Origin of the sequence: Streptomyces sp. NPDC053069, assembly GCF_044546895.1 — a bacterium.
Lineage (GTDB): Bacteria > Actinomycetota > Actinomycetes > Streptomycetales > Streptomycetaceae > Streptomyces.
Window position 1 is genome coordinate 1 of sequence record NZ_JBITZN010000002.1, and the last position, 15,723, is coordinate 15,723.

General features: G+C 71.2%; 15 protein-coding genes and 1 pseudogene. 13 read left to right on the top strand and 3 right to left on the bottom strand.

Annotation, left to right across the window (positions count from 1 at the left end; all coding sequences use genetic code 11):
- From ACIGXP_RS03635 to truA, 3 genes and pseudogenes are all read left to right on the top strand, one after another.
- Positions 1-168, top strand: a pseudogene (locus ACIGXP_RS03635) (DNA-directed RNA polymerase subunit alpha); the annotation flags it as partial.
- Positions 169-253: 85 nt separating this feature from the next.
- A complete protein-coding gene (rplQ, locus tag ACIGXP_RS03640) occupies positions 254-748 on the top strand; it encodes a 50S ribosomal protein L17 (RefSeq protein WP_363214351.1) in 495 nt (164 codons plus the stop codon).
- Between the two features lie 91 nt (positions 749-839).
- Positions 840-1,694 carry a tRNA pseudouridine(38-40) synthase TruA gene (gene truA / locus ACIGXP_RS03645; RefSeq protein WP_363214350.1) on the top strand — a complete coding sequence of 285 codons (855 nt, stop codon included), beginning with the start codon at positions 840-842 and terminating at the stop codon, positions 1,692-1,694.
- Between the two features lies 1 nt (position 1,695).
- Here the strand turns inward: truA and ACIGXP_RS03650 are convergent, their stop codons facing one another.
- Positions 1,696-2,571, bottom strand: a complete 876-nt coding sequence (locus ACIGXP_RS03650; protein ID WP_399763611.1) for a hypothetical protein — start codon at positions 2,569-2,571, stop codon at positions 1,696-1,698.
- 298 nt (positions 2,572-2,869) lie between these two features.
- On the opposite strand from ACIGXP_RS03650, the gene rplM reads away from it, so the two are divergent.
- The 4 genes from rplM to ACIGXP_RS03670 all read left to right on the top strand — a co-directional run bounded on the left by rplM (position 2,870) and on the right by ACIGXP_RS03670 (position 6,053).
- Positions 2,870-3,313 (top strand): 50S ribosomal protein L13, encoded by a 444-nt coding sequence (rplM, locus tag ACIGXP_RS03655; protein WP_014674395.1) that lies wholly within the window; start codon positions 2,870-2,872, stop codon positions 3,311-3,313.
- A 42-nt stretch (positions 3,314-3,355) separates the two neighbouring features.
- Positions 3,356-3,868: a 30S ribosomal protein S9 gene (gene rpsI / locus ACIGXP_RS03660; RefSeq protein ID WP_399763614.1), complete on the top strand. Its 513-nt coding sequence runs from the start codon at positions 3,356-3,358 to the stop codon at positions 3,866-3,868.
- 179 nt (positions 3,869-4,047) lie between these two features.
- A complete protein-coding gene (gene glmM / locus ACIGXP_RS03665) occupies positions 4,048-5,406 on the top strand; it encodes a phosphoglucosamine mutase (RefSeq protein WP_399763617.1) in 1,359 nt (452 codons plus the stop codon).
- Positions 5,407-5,516: 110 nt separating this feature from the next.
- Complete coding sequence (locus ACIGXP_RS03670; protein ID WP_399763620.1) at positions 5,517-6,053, top strand: hypothetical protein; 537 nt, start codon at positions 5,517-5,519, stop codon at positions 6,051-6,053.
- A gap of 164 nt (positions 6,054-6,217) precedes the next feature.
- Here ACIGXP_RS03670 and coaA read toward each other — a convergent pair whose 3' ends face one another.
- The gene (coaA, locus tag ACIGXP_RS03675) at positions 6,218-7,186 is read right to left on the bottom strand and encodes a type I pantothenate kinase (RefSeq protein ID WP_399764808.1); all 969 of its coding nucleotides are present in this window, start codon (positions 7,184-7,186) and stop codon (positions 6,218-6,220) included.
- A gap of 169 nt (positions 7,187-7,355) precedes the next feature.
- Here coaA and glmS point away from each other — a divergent pair, with 169 nt between their 5' ends.
- Entirely contained in the window at positions 7,356-9,203 is a 1,848-nt protein-coding gene (gene glmS, locus ACIGXP_RS03680) for a glutamine--fructose-6-phosphate transaminase (isomerizing) (RefSeq protein WP_399763623.1), read from the top strand.
- A gap of 26 nt (positions 9,204-9,229) precedes the next feature.
- On the opposite strand, the gene ACIGXP_RS03685 is transcribed toward glmS, so the two are convergent.
- Positions 9,230-10,009, bottom strand: a complete 780-nt coding sequence (locus ACIGXP_RS03685) for an SDR family NAD(P)-dependent oxidoreductase (protein ID WP_399763625.1) — start codon at positions 10,007-10,009, stop codon at positions 9,230-9,232.
- Positions 10,010-10,102: 93 nt separating this feature from the next.
- Here ACIGXP_RS03685 and ACIGXP_RS03690 point away from each other — a divergent pair, with 93 nt between their 5' ends.
- The 5 genes from ACIGXP_RS03690 to tsaE all read left to right on the top strand — a co-directional run bounded on the left by ACIGXP_RS03690 (position 10,103) and on the right by tsaE (position 15,423).
- Complete coding sequence (locus ACIGXP_RS03690; RefSeq protein ID WP_351239047.1) at positions 10,103-10,474, top strand: holo-ACP synthase; 372 nt, start codon at positions 10,103-10,105, stop codon at positions 10,472-10,474.
- A 148-nt stretch (positions 10,475-10,622) separates the two neighbouring features.
- Positions 10,623-12,053: an NAD(P)H-hydrate dehydratase gene (locus ACIGXP_RS03695; protein ID WP_399763629.1), complete on the top strand. Its 1,431-nt coding sequence runs from the start codon at positions 10,623-10,625 to the stop codon at positions 12,051-12,053.
- A 345-nt stretch (positions 12,054-12,398) separates the two neighbouring features.
- Complete coding sequence (gene alr / locus ACIGXP_RS03700; RefSeq protein WP_399763630.1) at positions 12,399-13,565, top strand: alanine racemase; 1,167 nt, start codon at positions 12,399-12,401, stop codon at positions 13,563-13,565.
- A gap of 120 nt (positions 13,566-13,685) precedes the next feature.
- A complete protein-coding gene (locus tag ACIGXP_RS03705; RefSeq protein ID WP_399763633.1) occupies positions 13,686-14,945 on the top strand; it encodes an alpha/beta fold hydrolase in 1,260 nt (419 codons plus the stop codon).
- On the top strand, positions 14,911-15,423 hold the full coding sequence (gene tsaE, locus ACIGXP_RS03710) for a tRNA (adenosine(37)-N6)-threonylcarbamoyltransferase complex ATPase subunit type 1 TsaE (RefSeq protein ID WP_399763637.1): 513 nt from the start codon (positions 14,911-14,913) through the stop codon (positions 15,421-15,423). The genes ACIGXP_RS03705 and tsaE overlap by 35 nt, the downstream gene beginning before the upstream one ends.
- Positions 15,424-15,723 lie beyond the last annotated feature (300 nt).

A 15,723-nucleotide genomic window follows, 5' to 3' on the forward strand; every position in this document is an offset into this window, starting at 1 on the left:
ATCCGCAACTTCGGTGCGAAGTCCATCGACGAGGTCAAGGCGAAGCTGGCCGGCATGGGCCTGGCCCTGAAGGACAGCCCGCCCGGATTCGACCCCACGGCCGCTGCCGACGCCTTCGGCGCCGACGACGACGCGGACGCGGGTTTCGTGGAGACCGAGCAGTACTGATCGGTCGCAGCCGGTGAGCATCCGCTCATCGGGTTCCTGACCCCGGTACCTGACACGGCCGGGGCAGACACACAGGAGAAGAACAATGCCGAAGCCCACCAAGGGTGCCCGTCTGGGCGGCAGCGCCGCGCACGAGAAGCTCCTCCTCGCCAACCTGGCGAAGAGCCTCTTCGAGCACGGCCGTATCACCACCACCGAGGCGAAGGCCCGCCGCCTGCGCCCGTACGCCGAGCGTCTGATCACCAAGGCGAAGAAGGGCGACCTTCACAACCGCCGTCAGGTGCTCCAGGTCATCACGGACAAGGGCGTCGTCCACACGCTCTTCACCGAGATCGGCCCGCGGTACGAGAACCGTCCGGGTGGCTACACCCGCATCACCAAGATCGGTAACCGCCGTGGCGACAACGCGCCCATGGCCGTCATCGAGCTGGTCGAGGCGCTGACGGTGCAGCAGAAGGCCGTGGGTGAGGCCGAGGCCGCCACCAAGCGTGCGGTCAAGGAGGCCGACGAGGCCAAGGCTGCGGAGACCACCGAGGCGCCGGCCGAGGAGGCCGCTGCCGAGGAGTCGAAGGACGCCTGAGGCTCTGCCTGACGTGAAAGCGGGTCCGCCCTTCGGGGGCGGGCCCGCTTTCGCGTTTTTTCACAAGGCCGTGCCCTGAGAGGATTCCCACGTGAGTGACGAAGTACAGCCCGGCCACGTCCGTGTCCGCCTCGACATCTCCTACGACGGCAGCGACTTCCACGGCTGGGCCAAGCAGGCCGGCGGCAAGCGGACGGTGCAGGGCGAGATCGAGGACGCCCTGCGCACGGTGACGCGGTCGAGGGAGACATACGAGCTGACGGTCGCCGGGCGGACCGACGCCGGGGTGCACGCGCGCGGGCAGGTGGCGCACGTGGACCTGCCGGAGGAGGTCTGGCGGGAGCACAACCAGAAGCTGCTCAAGCGGCTCGCCGGGCGGTTGCCGAAGGACGTGCGGGTATGGGCGCTCCGGCCGGCGCCGAGCGGCTTCAACGCCCGTTTCTCCGCCGTCTGGCGCCGGTACGCCTACCGCGTCACCGACAATCCCGGGGGAGTGGACCCCCTCCTGCGGGGCCACGTCCTCTGGCACGACTGGCCGCTCGACGTGGACGCCATGAACGAGGCCGCGCAGGCGCTGCTCGGCGAGCACGACTTCGCGGCGTACTGCAAGAAGAGGGAAGGGGCGACCACGATTCGCACCCTTCAGGAGCTGAGCCTCGAAAAAGGTGCCGACGGGATCATCACCGCGACCGTGCGGGCCGACGCGTTCTGCCACAACATGGTGCGCTCGCTGATCGGCGCGCTGCTGTTCGTCGGGGACGGGCACCGTGGCCCCGAGTGGCCAGGGAAGGTGCTGGCCGCGGGGGTGCGGGACTCCGCCGTGCATGTCGTACGACCGCACGGGCTGACCCTGGAGGAGGTGGGCTACCCCGCCGACGAGCTGCTGGCCGCGCGCAGCAAGGAGGCGCGGAACAAGCGCTCGCTTCCGTCGGCGGGGTGCTGCTGAGCTACCGGTTCGCCGCCGCGGACGCCTGGGCCTGACCGCGGCGGTAGATCTGGTCGAAGATGAACTGCTGCAGGTCGTTGCCGACGGAGAAGACCTTCGTGTCCGTCTTGGCGACGTTCTTGCCGTCGAGGAAGCCGACGGTCGTGAAGTAGGCGTAGCGGCCGACGGAGTTCGTGGTCGTCAGGCAGACCGCGGCGTTGCAGAAGTTCTTGACGCCCTTGCCGGGCAGGGAGCGCACCATGGCGTTCTTCTTGGCCTGCTTCTTGACCTGCTCGGCCCGGGTCTGGTCGGCGAAGACGGCGACGCCGACGGTGCCCGCGATGCCGCCCTTGCTGTAGGTCACGCGGATCAGGCGGGTACAGCCGTTGGCCGTCAGGATCTTCGGCAGGTTGGCGCCGGCGGCGGAGGCGCAGTGGGTGGTGTCGGCCGTGGCGCCCTTCTTGTACACCGTGTCGCCCATGGTCAGCTGGGTGCCGGGGAAGAGCGTGTCGGCGCTGAGCGGGGCGGTGTCCTTCTTGGCGCTGGCGATGAAGTCCTTCGGGTCCAGCGGCGGCGGGGCGCTGGTGGGCGCGAAGGACGGCGTGGCCGAGCCGCTGGGCAGGGCGGCGCTGGCGGGCAGGCTGCTGGGACCGGCCTGCGGTCCGTCGTCGCTGTTCGCGGAGACGACGGCCATGGCGACCGCGGTGCCTATCGCGACCGTGGCGAGCGCGCCGCCGCCCATGAACAGCAGCTTGCGGCGCTTGTTGCGGGTCTCCGAGGCCTCCGCGAGCGCGGCCCAGTCGGGAGTGTCGTCGTCACCCCCACTGTTCCAGGGCTGCTGCGACTGCGGTTTCCAGGGATCCCACTGAGACTGGGGTCCCCCCTGCCCGTAACTCATGGGGCGCATCTTAGACGGGGTGCGCAAGATGCCGGGGCGGGTGCGGCGGCATGCCTTGTTTGTCCGGCGACATGAGGGGGAAGAGCCTCGTTTTGACCCGTCCGGGGCCGTGCAGGTAACCTGCTTCTTCGTTGTGTATTGGCTTGCTCATTCTCACGGGACGGGCCCTTACACCGGTCCACCGGGCCGATGACCAGCGATCAGCACGCGGTTTGCGTCACCGCGGTGCGGTCAAGGCTGTCGTGATCGTTTCGGTGACCTGTTCAGGACCATTCACTCGAAGCGAAGGCTACGAACCGTGCGTACGTACAGCCCCAAGCCCGGCGATGTGACGCGCCAGTGGCACGTCATCGACGCTCAGGACGTTGTCCTGGGCCGTCTCGCCACCACCGCAGCGACCCTTCTCCGGGGCAAGCACAAGCCGATCTACGCGCCGCACGTCGACGCTGGTGACTTCGTCATCATCATCAACGCCGACAAGGTGCACCTCTCCGGCAACAAGCGGACCCAGAAGATGGCGTACCGCCACTCCGGCTACCCGGGTGGTCTGCGCTCCGTCCGTTACGACGAGCTGCTGGACAAGAACCCGGAGAAGGCCATCGAGAAGGCCGTCAAGGGCATGCTCCCCAAGAACTCCCTGGGCCGTCAGATGCTCTCGAAGCTGAAGGTCTACAAGGGTGACCAGCACCCGCACGCTGCCCAGCAGCCGGTGCCGTTCGAGATCACCCAGGTCGCGCAGTAAGTCCGGCCACCCCCTAAGACTGAAGAGAATCTGAGGAGAATCGTGGCCGAGACCACTGCCGAGCAGCCGCTCGAAGAGCTTGACATCGACAGCTACACCACCGAGTCCGAGGTCCCCGTCGAGGGCGAGTACACCTCGGAGTCCCTGGCCTCCCGCTTCGGTGAGCCCCAGCCGGCCGCCGGCCTGGGTCGCCGCAAGAACGCCATCGCCCGCGTCCGGATCATTCCGGGCACCGGCAAGTGGAAGATCAACGGCCGCACCCTTGAGGACTACTTCCCGAACAAGGTGCACCAGCAGGAAGTCAACGAGCCCTTCAAGGTGCTCGAGCTGGACGGCCGTTACGACGTCGTCGCCCGCATCGCCGGTGGCGGTGTCTCGGGTCAGGCCGGTGCACTGCGTCTCGGTGTCGCCCGCGCCCTGAACGAGGCCGACGTCGACAACAACCGCGGCCCGCTGAAGAAGGCCGGCTTCCTGCGCCGCGACGACCGCGCGGTCGAGCGGAAGAAGGCCGGTCTGAAGAAGGCCCGCAAGGCTCCGCAGTACAGCAAGCGCTAACCAGCAGCTGCCTGCTCGTACTCCGAACGCCCCGGCGGCACGCCACATGTGCCGTCGGGGCGTTCGTTTATCCCGGCCAAGGGCGTATAACGACACAAGACGTTCAAAGGCTGGTGTGATCGGATGACCCGGCGTCTGCCACCATGCATGGCAGCAAGGACGCTTCCTCAGGAGGACAAGTGGGACGACTCTTCGGCACGGACGGCGTGCGCGGTGTCGCCAACGCGGACCTGACCGCCGAGATGGCGCTCGGCCTGTCCGTAGCGGCGGCGCACGTGCTGGCCGAGGCGGGCACCTTCGAGGGCCACCGCCCGAAGGCGGTGGTCGGACGGGACCCGCGCGCGTCCGGGGAGTTCCTGGAGGCGGCCGTGGTCGCGGGCCTGGCCAGCGCCGGCGTGGACGTCCTGCGCGTCGGCGTGCTGCCGACGCCCGCGGTGGCGTATCTGACCGGCGCGCTCGGTGCCGACCTCGGTGTGATGCTCTCCGCCAGCCACAACGCCATGCCGGACAACGGCATCAAGTTCTTCGCCCGCGGCGGCCACAAACTCGCCGACGACCTGGAGGACCGGATCGAGGCGGTCTACGAGTCGCACCGGCACGGCGAGCCGTGGGAGCGGCCGACGGGGGCCGGGGTCGGCCGGGTCCGCTCGTACGACGAGGGATTCGAGCAGTACGTCGGCCATCTGCTGTCGGTACTGCCCAACCGGCTCGACGGGCTGAGGATCGTCCTGGACGAAGCGCACGGCGCGGCCTCGGGGGTCTCGCCGGAGGCGTTCTCCCGGGCGGGCGCCGAGATCGTCACGATCGGTGCGGAGCCGGACGGGCTCAACATCAACGACGGCTGCGGCTCGACCCACCTCGACAGGCTGAAGGCCGCGGTCCTGGAGCACCGCGCGGACTTCGGTATCGCGCACGACGGCGACGCCGACCGCTGCCTGGCCGTGGACCACATCGGCGAGGAGGTCGACGGCGACCAGATCCTCGCCGTGCTGGCGCTGGCGATGCGGGAGCGCTCCGAGCTGCGGTCCGACACAGTGGTCGCCACGGTGATGTCCAACCTGGGCTTCAAGCTCGCGATGGAGAAGGCCGGGATCCGGCTCGTGCAGACGGCCGTGGGCGACCGCTATGTGCTCGAGGAGATGAAGGAGCACGGCTACGCCCTCGGGGGCGAGCAGTCCGGGCATGTGATCATCCTCGATCATGCGACGACCGGTGACGGCACGCTGACCGGGCTGCTGCTGGCCGCGCGGATCGCCGACACCGGGCGCAGCCTGCGCGAGCTGGCCGCCGTGATGGAGCGGTTGCCGCAGGTGCTGATCAATGTGCCGGACGTGGACAAGTCGCGGGTGCGCACCTCCGCGGACCTGGCCGCCGCTGTGGCCGAGGCCGAGCGGGAACTCGGTGAGACCGGCCGGGTGCTGCTGCGTCCGTCGGGTACCGAGCCGCTGGTGCGGGTGATGGTCGAGGCGGCCGACATCGACCAGGCGCGGTCGGTGGCCGGGCGGCTGGCCGACGCGGTGAAGTCGGCCCTGGGTTGATCCCCAGGGCGTAGCAAAAAGTGCACGATCCGTCACGTACTGTTTCTCTGACGTCGAGGCCGCTGAGAGCGGCGTCCCCCTCGACGAAAGAGAAGCACAGCATGAAGATCGTGAGCAGCACCCTGAAGCGAGCGGCCGGTCCGGCCCTGGTGGCGGGTCTTCTCGTCACCTCGGCCGCCGCCCCGGCCGCAGCCCAGACGCCGGGCTCCACGGCGTTCCGCATCTTCGGCGGCCTCGTCGGACTCCAGGCGCGCGCCGGTGTGGCGAACGTCGTCACGGCCACCGTCAACGCCAACAGCCATCTGATCCTCACCGATACCAAAGGCATTGCGATCGGCCCGGGCTGCACCCGGGTGCCCAACAGCACCACCAGCGCCGACTGCGGCCCGGTCAGCACGGTGACCCGGCTCGCCATCGCGCTGGGCGACGGGAACGACTCCTTCGACGGTTCCACGGTTCATGTCAACACCACCGTCGACGCCGGTACGGGCACCGACACCGTGACCACCGACGGCGGCAACGACACGATCGGCGTCCAGGACAACGCCGGTGGCGACACGGTGAACTGCGGCGACGGCGGCGACACCGACACGGTGTTCGCCGACCCCGGCGACACCGTCAACACGAACTGCGAAAGGCGGTTCTAGAAGCCGCCGGCCCTCGCCGTACGCTCGCGCTGTCTGGCCCACAGCACTTCTGGGCCAGCAGTGTCAGGGTTCCGGCAGTCGGACCACGTCGTCGGTCCGCTCGGCCGGGGTGATCAGGCGCAGGTGCAGCATGGTGCCCATCCGAGCCCGTCCAACGGGCAGGGTTACAGCTTGCGCAGCCGCAGTCGCTGCACCTTGTGGTCCGGGCCCTTGCGGATGACGAGGGTGGCGCGGCCCCGGGTGGGGGCGATGTTCTCGATCAGGTTGGGTTTGTTGATCGTCCGCCACAGGGTGCGCGCGTAGTCCAGGGCCTCCTCCTCGGAGACCTGGGTGTACTTGCGGAAGTACGAGTTCGGGTTCTGGAAGGCGGTCTGGCGCAGCTTCTTGAAGCGGTTGAGGTACCAGCGCTCGATGTCCTCGGCGCCGGCGTCGACGTACACGCTGAAGTCGAAGTAGTCGACGAGACCGACCCGGGTGCGGCCGTCCTTGCCGGGGAGGGCGGGCTGCAGGACGTTCAGTCCCTCGACGATCAGGATGTCGGGCCGGCGGACCGTGAGCCGCTGGTCCGGGACGATGTCGTAGATGAGGTGGGAGTAGACGGGCGCCGTGACCTCGTCCTTGCCCGCCTTGATGTCGGCGACGAACCGGGTGAGGGCCCGGCGGTCGTAGGACTCGGGGAATCCTTTCCGCGACATCAGACCGCGGGCCTGAAGCTCCTTGGTGGGCAGGAGGAAGCCGTCGGTGGTGACCAGTTCGACGCGCGGGTGCTCGGGCCAGCGGGACAGCAGGGCCTGCAGGAGCCGGGAGACGGTGGACTTGCCGCAGGCCACGGAGCCGGCGACACCTATCACGAACGGGGTGCCGGACTGGGAGCCCTGCTCTCCGAGGAAGGTGTTCAGGGCGCCTCTGAGTCCGTCGGTGGCACCCACGTACAGATTGAGGAGCCGGGACAGCGGGAGGTAGATGTCCCGCACCTCGTCCAGGTCGATCACATCTCCCAGACCGCGCAGCTTCTCCACCTCCTCGGCGGTGAGCGGCAGCGGCGTCTTGTCGCGCAGAGCGCTCCACTCGGCGCGGGTGAGGTCGACGTAGGGAGTCGCCTCCGGCCTGTGCCGGTGGGCGCTCCGGGGCATCGAGGAGACCGGTGAGATCACAGTCCATTGTTAACGGAGTTTGAACGGGACGGCGGGTGGGGTCCGTCACGCCCGCGGCCCAACGAGCGGTTCGTATGGCGGTGGGAATTTCCGAATTCGGGCACACGGAAGCGTTTTCCGGTGCCGGACGGGCCGTAGGCTGCGGCTCATGTGCGGAATCGTGGGATACGTAGGGTCACAGTCAGCGCTCGACGTCGTGATGGCCGGACTGAAGCGGCTGGAGTACCGGGGATACGACTCGGCCGGTGTCGCCGTGCTGGCGGACGGCGGGCTGGCCGCGGCGAAGAAGGCCGGGAAGCTGGTCAACCTGGAGAAGGAACTGGTCGAACGACCGCTGCCGACGGGCTCGACGGGTATCGGGCACACCCGCTGGGCCACGCACGGCGGACCGACCGACGCCAACGCCCATCCCCATCTGGACAACGCGGGCCGGGTCGCCGTCGTCCACAACGGGATCATCGAGAACTTCGCGGTGCTGCGGGCCGAACTGGCCGAGCGGGGCCACGAACTGGCCTCCGAGACGGACACCGAGGTCGTCGCGCACCTCCTCGCCGAGGAGTTCTCGGCGACCGCCGACCTGGCGGAGGCCATGCGGCTGGTGTGCCGACGGCTGGAGGGTGCGTTCACGCTGGTCGCGGTGCACGCCGACGAGCCGGACGTGGTCGTGGGCGCGCGGCGGAACTCCCCGCTGGTGGTGGGCGTTGGAGAGGGTGAGGCGTTCCTGGCCTCCGACGTCGCCGCGTTCATCGCCCACACGCGCTCGGCGGTCGAACTGGGCCAGGACCAGGTGGTGGAGCTGCGCCGCGACGGCGTCACGGTCACGGGCTTCGACGGCCGCCCGGCCGACGTCCGCTCCTACCACGTGGACTGGGACGCCTCCGCCGCCGAAAAGGGGGGTTATGACTACTTCATGCTCAAGGAGATCGCCGAGCAGCCCAAGGCGGTCGCCGATACGCTGCTCGGCCGGATCGACCCGTCGGGTTCGCTGACGCTGGACGAGGTCCGTATCTCGCCCTCCGAGCTGCGCGAGATCGACAAGGTGGTCATCGTCGCCTGCGGTACGGCTTTCCACGCCGGCCTGATCGCCAAGTACGCCATCGAGCACTGGACGCGGATCCCGTGCGAGGTGGAGCTGGCCAGCGAGTTCCGCTACCGGGACCCGATCCTGGACAGCCGCTCCCTGGTCATCGCCATCTCGCAGTCCGGCGAGACCATGGACACCCTGATGGCCCTGCGGCACGCCCGTGAGCAGGGCTCCAAGGTGCTGGCGATCTGCAACACCAACGGTTCGACGATCCCGCGCGAGTCGGACGCGGTGCTGTACACGCACGCGGGCCCCGAGGTCGCGGTCGCCTCCACGAAGGCGTTCCTGACCCAGCTGGTGGCCTGCTACCTGGTCGCCCTGTATCTGGGCCAGGTGCGCGGCACCAAGTGGGGCGACGAGATCCTGGCGGTGATCAAGGACCTCTCCGGGATCTCGGAGGACGTCGGGCGGGTTCTGGAGACCATGGAGCCGGTGCGGGCGCTCGCACGGACACTGGCACAGAAGAGCACGGTCCTGTTCCTCGGCCGGCACGTGGGCTACCCGGTGGCCCTCGAAGGCGCCCTCAAGCTCAAGGAACTCGCCTACATGCACGCCGAGGGCTTCGCGGCGGGCGAGCTGAAGCACGGCCCGATCGCCCTGATCGAGGAGGACGTGCCGGTGGTCGTGGTCGTCCCCTCCCCGCGTGGCCGCTCGGTCCTGCACGACAAGATCGTCTCCAACATCCAGGAGATCCGGGCCCGCGGGGCGCGCACGATCGTGATCGCGGAGGAGGGCGACGAGGCGGTGGTCCCCTACGCCGACCACCTGATCCGCATCCCGGCCACCCCGACCCTGCTGCAGCCGCTGGTCGCCACGGTCCCCCTGCAGGTCTTCGCCTGCGAGCTGGCCGCCGCCCGCGGCAACGAGGTGGACCAGCCACGCAACCTGGCGAAGTCGGTGACGGTGGAGTAGGCCGTGGCGGCCACCGGTCTGCGGCCTCAGTGCACCGACAGGCCGCCGTCCACGAAGACCGACTGGCCCGTGACATAGGCGGAGGCGCGGCTCGCGAGGAAGACGGCCGCGCCTTCGAAGTCCTCGGCGAGACCGTTGCGGCCGGTCATCGTGCGCGCGGCCAGCTCCGCCACCTTCTCCGGGTCGGACGACAACCGCTGGTTGAGCGGCGTCATCACGAACCCCGGCACCAGGGTGTTGACGGTGACGCCGTACGGCGACCAGGCCTCGGCCTGCGAGCGGGCCAGCGACTCCAGCGCGCCCTTCGAGACGCCGTACGCACCGCTCTGCACGAAGGCGCGGTGGGCCTGCTGGGAGGTGATGTGGATGATCCGGCCGAAGCCCCGCTCCGCCATGCCGGGCCCGAACCGCTGCCCCAGCAGGAAGGGCGCCTGAAGGTTCACGGCCATGGTGGCGTCCCACACGTCCTCGCCCAGCTCGCTCATCGGCGGGCGCAGGTTGATCCCGGCCGAGTTGACGAGGATGTCGGGCTCCCCGAAGACACCGGCCGCCTCCTCGGCCGCGGCGCGTACGCCGTCCCGGGTGCTCAGATCGGCCGCGACCCAGCCGGCCCGGCAGCCCTCGGCCGTCAACCGGCCCACAGTCTCGGCGAGTTGCTCCTTGCCGCGGGCCACGGCGACCACACTCGCACCGGCCCGCGCCAGTGCCCCGGCGATGGCACGGCCGATGCCGGAACTGCCTCCGGTCACCACGGCGACACGGCCGTCCAGCGAGAACAGGCCGGAAAGATAGGACTGCGACGTCATGGAGCGCAGCGTAGACGGGTGATGCGCGGCTCGGCACCGGGATTCCGGCAGGTGGGCGGGTGCGGCGGGGCGCGCGATCGTAGGCTGCCCGGCATGAGCATCATCGGAGTGGGGATCGACGTCGCCGAGATCGACCGGTTCCGTGCGTCGCTGGAGCGGACCCCGGGGCTGGCCGACCGGCTGTTCGTGGAACGGGAGTTGCTGCTGCCCAGCGGGGAGCGGCGCGGGATCGCTTCGCTCGCGGTCCGGTTCGCCGCCAAGGAGGCACTGGCGAAGGCGCTCGGCGCGCCGCCCGGACTGCACTGGACCGATGCCGAGGTGTACGTCGAGGACAGCGGGCAGCCCCGGCTGCGGGTGACGGGGACCGTGGCGGCGCGGGCCGCGGAACTGGGCGTGCGGTCCTGGCATGTGTCGCTCAGCCATGACGCGGGGGTCGCCTCGGCCGTGGTGATCGCCGAGGGCTAGAGGGTGCCGACCGGCCTGATCCGAACGACACCCCCCAGGGCCCTCACCTGCACGGACCCGACACCGCCTCCGGGAACCGGCCCGATCCGCCGGACAGGCCCGGTGCCCCGGGTGTGGACGGCCGCGGTTCCGGGGCAGACTCGGTGCCATGCGTACTGCGTACAGCGTGGAGACGGTAAGGGCGGCCGAACGCGCACTGATGGCGCGGCTGCCGGAGGGTGCGCTGATGCAGCGGGCCGCCGCGGGGCTGGCCGCCGCCTGCGCCGAGTTGCTCGGGCGGGTGTACGGCAGCCGGGTGGTGCTGCTCGTCGGCAGCGGCGACAACGGCGGGGACGCGCTGTACGCGGGGGCCCGGCTCGCCCGGCGGGGAGCCGGGGTCACGGCCGTACTGCTCACGCCCGAACGGGCGCACGGCGGGGGGCTCACCGCTCTGCGCAGGGCCGGGGGAACCGTCGCCGCGTCCGATGCCGTCGACGAGCTGATCGAGGGTGCGGATCTGGTCGTCGACGGGATCGTGGGGATCGGCGGCAAGGGCGGGCTGCGGCCCGACGCCGAGAAGCTCGCGCGACGGGTGGAGCGGTCCCGGGCCGCCGTGGTGGCCGTGGACCTGCCCAGCGGGGTCGAGGCCGACACCGGAGAGGTGCGGGGGGCCGCGGTCCGGGCCGACCTCACCGTCACCTTCGGCACCTGCAAACCCGGACTGCTGATCGATCCGGCGCGGGAGTACGCCGGCGTCGTACGGCTCGTCGACATCGGGCTGGAGCTGCCGGGCGAGGCCGAGCTGGAGGCACTGCAGCATGCCGAGGTCGCGCGGCTGCTGCCGGTGCCCACGGCGGAGAGTGACAAGTACCGGCGGGGGGTCGTGGGCATCGCCGCCGGGTCCGCGCGGTATCCGGGGGCCGCCGTGCTCGCCGTGTCCGGGGCACTGCGGGGCGGTGCGGGCGCCGTACGGTACGTCGGACCCGCGGGTGATGCGGTCATCGCACGCTTCCCGGAGACCCTCGTGTCCGACACCGGTCCGGCCGGGGCCGGGCGGGTGCAGGCCTGGGTGGTCGGGCCGGGAGCGGGCGACGACGCGGTGACCGTGGCGGAAGTGCTGCGCGCGGACGTGCCGGTGCTGATCGACGCGGACGGGCTGCGGCTGGCCGAGCGGGACGCGGTGCGCGGGCGTACGGCGCCGACCCTGATGACCCCGCACGCGGGAGAGGCCGCCGCGCTGCTGGGGGCGCGGCGGGAGGAGGTCGAGGGGGCTCGGCTGGCCGCGGTGCGCGAGCTGGCGGCGATGTACCGGGCGACCGTGCTGCTCAAGGGCTCGACGACGCTGGTGGCCGACTCGGCGGGCGGGGCGGTGCGGGTGAACGCCACGGGGACCTCATGGCTGGCCACCGCGGGCAGTGGTGACGTGCTGTCAGGGCTTGCCGGGTCGCTGCTGGCGGCGGGGCTGCCGGCGATGGACGCGGGCAGTGCGGCGGCGTATCTGCACGGGCTGGCCGGCCGCTTCGCCGCCGACGGGGCACCGGTCGGGGCGCATGACGTGGCGGCACGGATCCCGGAGGCCTGGCGGGACGTCCGCGCCTGAGCCCGTGCGTTGCCCTGTGCCGCAGCGGGCGGGGGATGCGGCTCCGCCCGCCTGGGCGCGAGCAACCAGGACCGCCGAACCGGAGAAGCCCCACGTTTGGCTGATCGCATGATCAAGGACGCCATCGGCTTCTCTGCCGGCGGCACGAGAACCATGTGTCGCCCCTGCACAACGAGCCCATGCCGTACGCCCAGTTCCCCGACGGCGGTGAGACCTTCCACGCCGTCCACGGCAGCATCCACCCCGCCGTCGGCTCCTGGGGCTGCGTCCAGGTGTGGGGGCGGCGGCCGGGTACCTGACACTGCACCCGGGGCCCGTACGGCCCTCTGAGAGACTGGGGGCGCGATGAGTGAGACTGCGACTGTGCCGACCGCCCCCCTGCGCGCCCGCGCCGAGATCGATCTGGGCGCCCTGCGGGCCAATGTGCATGCCCTGTGTGCCCGGGCGAAGGGCGCGGCCCTGATGGCCGTCGTCAAGTCCGACGGCTACGGCCACGGGGCGCTGCCGTGTGCCCGCGCGGCCCTCGCGGCGGGCGCGAGCTGGCTCGGCACGGCCACGCCCGAGGAGGCCCTCGCGCTGCGCGCGGCCGGGCTGCCGGGGCCCATCCTGTGCTGGCTGTGGGTGCCGGGCGGACCCTGGCGGCAGGCGGTCGAAGCGGACATCGACGTGTCCCTGAGCGGCATGTGGGCCCTGCGGGAGGTCGTGGCGGCGGCCCGCGAGGCCGGACGCACCGCGCGCGTGCAGCTCAAGGCCGACACCGGGCTCGGCCGCAACGGCTGCCAGCCGGCCGACTGGCCCGAACTGGTCGCCGAGGCGCTGCGCGCCGAGGCCGAGGGGCTGGTCCGCATCACCGGGCTGTGGTCGCACTTCGCCTGCGCCGACGAGCCCGGGCATCCGTCCATCGCCGCCCAACTGGACCGGTTCCGGGAGATGCTGGCGTACGCCGAGGAACAGGGCGTGCGGCCCGAGGTGCGGCACATCGCCAACTCGCCCGCCACGCTCACCCTGCCCGAGACCCACTTCGACCTGGTCCGCACGGGCATCGCCATGTACGGCATCTCGCCCAGCCCCGAGCTGGGCACCCCCGCCGACTTCGGGCTGCGCCCCGTCATGACGCTCAGCGCCTCGCTGGCCCTGGTCAAGCGCGCGCCGGGCGGGCACGGCATCAGCTACGGCCACCACTACGTCACCCCCGGCGAGACCACCCTCGGCCTGGTGCCGGTGGGCTACGCGGACGGCATCCCGCGGCACGCCTCCGGCACCGGTCCGGTGCTGGTCGACGGCAAGTGGCGCACGGTCGCCGGGCGGGTCGCCATGGACCAGTTCGTGGTGGACCTCGGCGGGGACGAGCCGGAGGCGGGCGCGGAGGCGATCCTCTTCGGACCCGGCGACCGCGGTGAGCCCACCGCCGAGGACTGGGCGCAGGCCTGCGGCACGATCGCGTACGAAATCGTCACACGCATCGGAACCCGGGTTCCCCGCGTCTATGTGAACGGGGAAGAACTCGGGTAACCCGTTCCCGAGCGGCACGGCAACAGCGGCAACAACGGCAGTCCGGCATCACACCTGCATCACAGGTTTCATTCGTTTCACCCACCCAGCGAACTGCAGTACGGCGAAGAGGAGCGGTACGTGAGCGAGAGCAGTGCGGAGGCCGTGGCGGACGTCGTCGCCTCGGCGGCCGCCGCCTCCGCCGCGGGGGCGGCCGGTAGCTGGCGCAGGGCGACCGGCATCGCCGGTGCCGCGATAGGCGTGCTCGCCGCGGGCGCGGCGGCCGGCGTCGCCGTCGAGCGGATGACGGTGGGCCGCGGCATGCGCAGAAAGGCCCGGCTGGCACTGGACTCCGCGGGCCCCTACGGCACCCTGCGCGGCACCCCCGGCAAGGCGCACGCCGACGACGGCACCGAGCTGTACTACGAGGTCGACGAGGCCGAGCCCGACCTCGGGCCGAACGTCTCCCCGCGCCGGCGCCGCCTCTTCGGCCGGAAGGCCCCCGCGCCCGTGACCGTCGTCTTCTGCCACGGCTACTGCCTCAGCCAGGACTCCTGGCACTTCCAGCGGGCGGCCCTGCGCGGGGTGGTGCGGACCGTGCACTGGGACCAGCGCAGTCACGGCCGGTCCGGGCGGGGCGTGGCCCAGACCCGGGACCGGGTGCCGGTCACCATCGACCAGCTCGGCCGCGATCTGAAGGCCGTCCTCGACGCCGCCGTACCGGAGGGGCCGATCGTGCTGGTCGGCCACTCGATGGGCGGCATGACCATGATGGCCCTCGCCGCCCAGTACCCGGAGCTGATCCGGGAACGGGTCGTCGCCACCGCCTTCGTCGGTACGTCGTCCGGGCGGCTCGGCGAGGTCAACTTCGGGCTGCCCCTCGCCGGCGTCAACGCGGTGCGCCGGATCCTGCCCGGGGTGCTGAAGGCGCTCGGACAGCAGGCGGAGCTGGTGGAGAAGGGGCGCCGGGCCACCGCCGACCTGTTCGCCGGGATCATCAAGCGGTACTCGTTCGCCGGGCGGGACGTCGACCCGGCCGTCGAGCGGTTCGCGGAGCGGATGATCGAGTCCACGCCGATCGACGTGGTCGCCGAGTTCTACCCGGCCTTCACCGACCACGACAAGACCGAGGCGCTCGCCTGCTTCCGGGAGATGCCGGTGCTCGTGCTGGCCGGCGTCCGGGACCTGGTCACGCCCAGCGAGCACAGCGAGGCCATCGCCGACCTGCTGCCCGACGCCGAGCTGGTCCTCGTCCCGGACGCCGGGCACCTGGTGATGCTGGAGCACCCGGAAGTGGTCACCGACCGCCTCGCCGACCTGCTCACCCGTGCGGGTGCGGTGCCCGCAGGGGCTACCGTTACTGGCTATGGAAGCACCAGCAGCACCGCACAACCCCGCTGAGACCCGGCTGACGATCACCGCGCCCGAACAGATGCGGGAGCTGGGCCGCCGACTGGCCAAGCTGCTGCGCGCGGGTGACCTGGTGATGCTCAGCGGCGAGCTGGGCGCGGGCAAGACCACGCTGACCCGGGGCCTGGGCGAGGGCCTCGGCGTGCGCGGCGCGGTCACCTCACCGACTTTCGTGATCGCCCGGGTGCACCCCTCCCTCGGCGACGGCCCGCCCCTCGTGCACGTCGACGCCTACCGGCTCGGCGGTGGTCTGGACGAGATGGAGGACCTGGACCTCGACGTCTCGCTGCCCGACTCGGTGGTCGTCGTGGAGTGGGGCGAGGGCAAGGTCGAGGAACTGACCGAGGATCGCCTCCAGGTCGTCATCCACCGCGCCGTCGGAGACACCACGGACGAGGTGCGGCACGTGACGCTGACCGGCCTGGGGGAGCGCTGGGCGGACGCGGGTCTGGAGACGCTCACGGCCTGACCGGCCCTGGCCCTCCGACTTTCCGACAAGCCGTCGGCAACATATTGCGCAGGACGTCCGGGCGTGGTCACATGGTATCCAGCCCGTGGTTAGGTCTGCCTAACTATGCCCGCCCCCCGCACGTCAGGAGGCGCCATGCCCGAGCCCCGTCCCGCAGCAGCCGCAGGGGTGTCCATGCGCGACCTACTGGCCTCCTGCGCGGCGGCGAAGGAGGTTTCCCGGCCCCCGCGCGCCCCTGAGCGCCCCGGAGGGGCGAACGGGGCGCGGGGCCCTGTCGACCAGGCGGCTGCCGCCGCGCCT

What these genes read in the sequence shown, in the direction of transcription:
- rplQ (WP_363214351.1), top strand. Translation starts at nt 254, where the DNA reads ATGCCGAAGCCCACCAAGGGTGCCCGTCTGGGCGGCAGCGCCGCGCAC.
- ACIGXP_RS03650 (WP_399763611.1), bottom strand. Translation starts at nt 2,571, where the DNA reads ATGAGTTACGGGCAGGGGGGACCCCAGTCTCAGTGGGATCCCTGGAAA.
- coaA (WP_399764808.1), bottom strand. Translation starts at nt 7,186, where the DNA reads ATGCCCCGGAGCGCCCACCGGCACAGGCCGGAGGCGACTCCCTACGTC.
- glmS (WP_399763623.1), top strand. Translation starts at nt 7,356, where the DNA reads ATGTGCGGAATCGTGGGATACGTAGGGTCACAGTCAGCGCTCGACGTC.
- ACIGXP_RS03685 (WP_399763625.1), bottom strand. Translation starts at nt 10,009, where the DNA reads ATGACGTCGCAGTCCTATCTTTCCGGCCTGTTCTCGCTGGACGGCCGT.
- ACIGXP_RS03690 (WP_351239047.1), top strand. Translation starts at nt 10,103, where the DNA reads ATGAGCATCATCGGAGTGGGGATCGACGTCGCCGAGATCGACCGGTTC.
- ACIGXP_RS03695 (WP_399763629.1), top strand. Translation starts at nt 10,623, where the DNA reads ATGCGTACTGCGTACAGCGTGGAGACGGTAAGGGCGGCCGAACGCGCA.
- alr (WP_399763630.1), top strand. Translation starts at nt 12,399, where the DNA reads ATGAGTGAGACTGCGACTGTGCCGACCGCCCCCCTGCGCGCCCGCGCC.
- tsaE (WP_399763637.1), top strand. Translation starts at nt 14,911, where the DNA reads ATGGAAGCACCAGCAGCACCGCACAACCCCGCTGAGACCCGGCTGACG.